The organism is Oceanispirochaeta sp. (assembly GCF_027859075.1).
Taxonomy (GTDB): Bacteria; Spirochaetota; Spirochaetia; order DSM-2461; family DSM-2461; genus Oceanispirochaeta.
Window position 1 is genome coordinate 1 of sequence record NZ_JAQIBL010000010.1, and the last position, 3773, is coordinate 3773.

At 51.0% G+C, this 3773-nt stretch carries 5 protein-coding genes; 3 read left to right on the forward strand and 2 right to left on the reverse strand.

The genetic code is table 11. The annotated features are described in order from the left end of the window. Positions 1-135: 135 nt before the first annotated feature. Both hisF and hisH read right to left on the reverse strand, forming a co-directional pair. Entirely contained in the window at positions 136-900 is a 765-nt protein-coding gene (gene hisF / locus PF479_RS00780; RefSeq protein ID WP_298001251.1) for an imidazole glycerol phosphate synthase subunit HisF, read from the reverse strand. Between the two features lie 9 nt (positions 901-909). Continuing rightward, positions 910-1509: an imidazole glycerol phosphate synthase subunit HisH gene (gene hisH, locus PF479_RS00785; protein ID WP_298001253.1), complete on the reverse strand. Its 600-nt coding sequence runs from the start codon at positions 1507-1509 to the stop codon at positions 910-912. Between the two features lie 128 nt (positions 1510-1637). Here hisH and PF479_RS00790 point away from each other — a divergent pair, with 128 nt between their 5' ends. The 3 genes from PF479_RS00790 to PF479_RS00800 all read left to right on the forward strand — a co-directional run. After that, positions 1638-2093, forward strand: a complete 456-nt coding sequence (locus PF479_RS00790; protein ID WP_298001255.1) for a hypothetical protein — start codon at positions 1638-1640, stop codon at positions 2091-2093. Beyond that, positions 2090-3376 carry a hypothetical protein gene (locus tag PF479_RS00795; RefSeq protein WP_298001257.1) on the forward strand — a complete coding sequence of 429 codons (1287 nt, stop codon included), beginning with the start codon at positions 2090-2092 and terminating at the stop codon, positions 3374-3376. Before PF479_RS00790 ends, PF479_RS00795 begins: the two co-directional genes overlap by 4 nt. A gap of 11 nt (positions 3377-3387) precedes the next feature. After that, the coding region (locus PF479_RS00800) for a FecR domain-containing protein (protein ID WP_298001259.1) at positions 3388-3773 on the forward strand (386 nt) is incomplete at its 3' end.

The following is a 3773-nucleotide window of genomic DNA, read 5'->3' on the forward strand; positions in this document are numbered from 1 at the left end:
CATAGGTAGGCATTCTTAACCACTCCTGTATGGATTAAACAACTTATTTCATCCTCCCCTTTCCTTCGAAAAGAGAGTGTTGAGATATTTCTTAACAAAAAATACTGATATATGCTTACTGAGTCAAGAGTTCCCTTACAGTCTGACAGGAATTCCATTGTCATGGAGATAAGCTTTGATACCAGCCAGCGTAAAGTCTCCAAAGTGGACCATGCTGGCAATGAGCGCCGCATCAGCCTTCCCTTTAGTGAGCACATCCGCCAGGTGTTCCGGCTGGCCCGCTCCTCCCGAGGCGACAACGGGTATGCCCACGCTCTCGCTGATCAAGCGGGTAAGGATGAGTTCATACCCTTCACGGGTCCCATCGGCATCGATGGAGTTCACCACTATTTCCCCGGCCCCTCTGGACTCTGCTTCCAGAGCCCAGGCCAGAGCGTCCCTCTCTGTGTGCTTCCGTCCCCCGTCGATAACCACCCGATAGCCCGAAGGCATGGAAGGGTCTGCCAGAGCGTCCATTCCCAGGACGATGCACTGGTTCCCGAAGTGTCGGGCCCCCTGATTGATGATCTGAGGATTCCGCACGGCAGCAGAGTTAAGTGACACTTTCTCGGCACCCGCTCCGATGACCTTTTTCATATCTTCCAGGGTGGAGATGCCCCCGCCCACACAAAAGGGAATAAAAATGGTCCGGGCCACACGGCTGACCACATCGATCATGATGCCCCGTTTCTCCGAGGAGGCGGTGATGTCGTAGAAGACCAGCTCATCCACTCCCTGCTGATAGTAGTAGGCCGCCCTTTCGACGGGATCTCCTATATCCACGTTTCCCTGGAACTTGATTCCCTTGGTAGTTTTTCCGTCCCGCACATCCAGGCAGACGACGATTCTCTTTTGTAACATCAAATTCCCCTATAAATCGATAAAATTCTGCAGGATCAGCAGACCCCACTCCCCGCTCTTTTCGGGGTGAAACTGGGTGGCCATCACATTTTTCCTGGCCACGGCGGCAGTAAAGGAGTGACCGTAGTCGCTGGAACCGATGATATCCGCCTTGTTCTGGGGCTCCACATAGTAGGAGTGGACAAAATAAAAGGATTTATCCTGGGGAAGGTTCAAAAAGAGGGGATGATCGCTGTGAGTCAGTGTATTCCAGCCCATATGGGGGATTTTGAGGCCCATTTCTGTAGAAAAACGGCAGACCTTGCCGGGAAGAATCCCCAGGCAGGGCGTGTCGGATTCTTCGGAAGAATCAAAGAGAATCTGAGAGCCCAGACAGATGCCCAGAAGGGGCTTCCCTGTCAAGGCAAATTCTTTGAGAACCAGATCCAGACCAGTCTTTTTAAGCACAGCCATGGCCTGAGCGGCCTCTCCCACACCGGGAAAGATCATCTTGTCGGCCTCTGCCAGGCGCAGGGGGTCGGAAGAGATAAAGAAATCGGCCCCCAGTTTTTCCAGGGCGGTTTCCACGCTCTTTAAGTTCCCCGCTTCGTAGTCCACTACAGCGATCATAGTACAAAATCCTTTGTGTAAAATATGAACTCAAATTGTACAGAAAGGGGAGATAAGCTGCAATAGTACTTCAATATTGTTCATTTTATGATGGAAAATATCCAAAAAGGACTTATAATAGAGGCCCTATGAAGAAATTAATTGTTTTTTTATTATTCCTGACTCTCTCCATAATGGCTTTAACAGCTCAGTCTAATACTGTAATGGATGAGTTTCTATCAAGGGAGGGTGCAGACGCAACCACATCTCTGCTCCTCATAGCCCAGGCAACTGGTCAGCTCCCCGGTGATGCCAGCCCCTCGGATGCAATAAAATGGAGAGAAGAACAGTCCTGGGGGGGGAAGTTTGCGAATCAGGATGATCAGAGCATCACAAGCGGACGGTTTCATCTGGCCCTTTTCCAGAGTTTTTCCATCAAAGGCGGCATCATGTACTCACTCTTCAAGTCTCCACGATTGGCAGCCCTCGAGGCAGGCTACCAGGGCTTTGTGACGGGGACGCCCTATGTCAACCATAGAATGACCCCGGAGGAAGTGCTTTCCTCCCTCTCCATGGCCCTTGAAATGCAGGAGGCGAAGCAGTGAAAAAATATCTGATCCCCCTCTTTCTGATCCTCCCTGTTCTGCTGAGCGCCTATGAGCATACCGGCGGTGCCCGGCTGGATCTAAATCTGAATGCTCCCGACATCAACGGAATCTTTATGGAAGCCTCCAGCACTGACCGCTTTTCTCTCTGGTACAAAGGATCAGTCAATGATTTGATCAATATCAGCCTGGAAGGTGCCCTTGTGTATAAGGGCTCCGCCGGATTTGCGGTCAATCTCAGCCAGGAGTTTGCCTACCAGGGAATCGAGGGAGACTATTATCCCGATATCAAGGCAGCCAATGTCTTTGGAAATTATGATTTTATTTATTATAGAGCCGGACGTCAGGTCATGAGAGACCCTTCCCGCCTGATCCTGTCCCACCAGGCGGACGGTTTGAATGCGGGTGTCCGCCTCGGCCAGGGAACCCTCACAGCCCAGCTGGGCTATACAGGACTGGTTCATCATCTGGCATCCAGCATCGCCATGACCCGGAGTGATCTTCAAACAGACACAACCTTTGGAGCGCCCCGTTTTATCGAAGGCCTGGGCTGGAATCAGACAGAGCTTCTGGGAGACAAGGTCAACCTGAAGCTTTCCCTTCTGGCACAGCAGGACCTCCTGGATGAGAGCGATGTTGCTGCAGATAGCGAAAAACTGAACACCGCCTATGGTCAGATCAGACTGGACGGATACCTCCTCCCCGCCCTGGCCTATGACGGCGGGTTTATCTATCAGATGGGAAGCTTAGGATCTTATAAATCCAATGGAACAGCGACAGAATTGAAACTGTATTATTTTCCCATACGCTCTTTAAGCTTTGTGTCCTTAGGCGGACTTATTAGCTCAGGAGAGACCTGGGATAAGAGGGATGACTATTACGGTCAGGGAGCGTCAGCCGACCAGAATCAGTTTATGCCTATCTCTTCGGGTTCAGGCAAAGGTTATGTCCTGAACATCAGCCCGGGAAACCTGACCAGTCTGGAACTGCTCTTGAGTCTGTCCCGGTCCAAACGTTTTGCCACCGAAATCAGCACAACCACACTGATGCGGACCGTTGACGGCCCTGTATCCTCCTCCATGATCGTAAATAACGGTGAGGATAATCTTTTTATCGGTCAGGAAGCCTTGCTGGCTTTTCTGTTTCGTCCCACTTCCGATTTCGGAGGGTCCATCAAGATGGGAGCCCTCTATCCGGGAGATGCCATTACACTGAATGAGTTATTGGAACCCTTTCTTCCCGTATTGTTCAGACTGGGCTTTAACCTTTCCTTCAGTTTTTAAGGGGTATTTTTATGAAAAAATTATTTGATTTAATGATGATCTTCTCCCTGAGCGTTCCCGTCTTTGCTGATGTTGTGATCAGCAGGACTTCCGGTCTTGTGGAAGTGATGAAAAGCGGCTCTACTGCCTGGGTGAAGGCCGAAGAAGGAAGCCTTCTGTCTCAGAACAGCCGGATCTCCACAGGATTCAACTCCACGGCCACACTGCTGATCAACGATGCCAGCGAGGTAACGGTGAAGGCCCTGACCCGGATCAAGGTTGAAGAAATCAGCGGCAACGGCAGCTCGGGCGACCAGAACACCAGGCTCTTTATGGGAGCCGGACGCATCAATGCCAGCGTGAAAAAGAATGAATCCAGCATCCACGATTTTAGAGTCCGGACTCCTGTGAGCACCGC

Coding starts and splice junctions, on each gene's coding strand:
- hisF (WP_298001251.1), bottom strand. CDS start 900: ATGTTACAAAAGAGAATCGTCGTCTGCCTGGATGTGCGGGACGGAAAA.
- hisH (WP_298001253.1), bottom strand. CDS start 1,509: ATGATCGCTGTAGTGGACTACGAAGCGGGGAACTTAAAGAGCGTGGAA.
- PF479_RS00790 (WP_298001255.1), top strand. CDS start 1,638: ATGAAGAAATTAATTGTTTTTTTATTATTCCTGACTCTCTCCATAATG.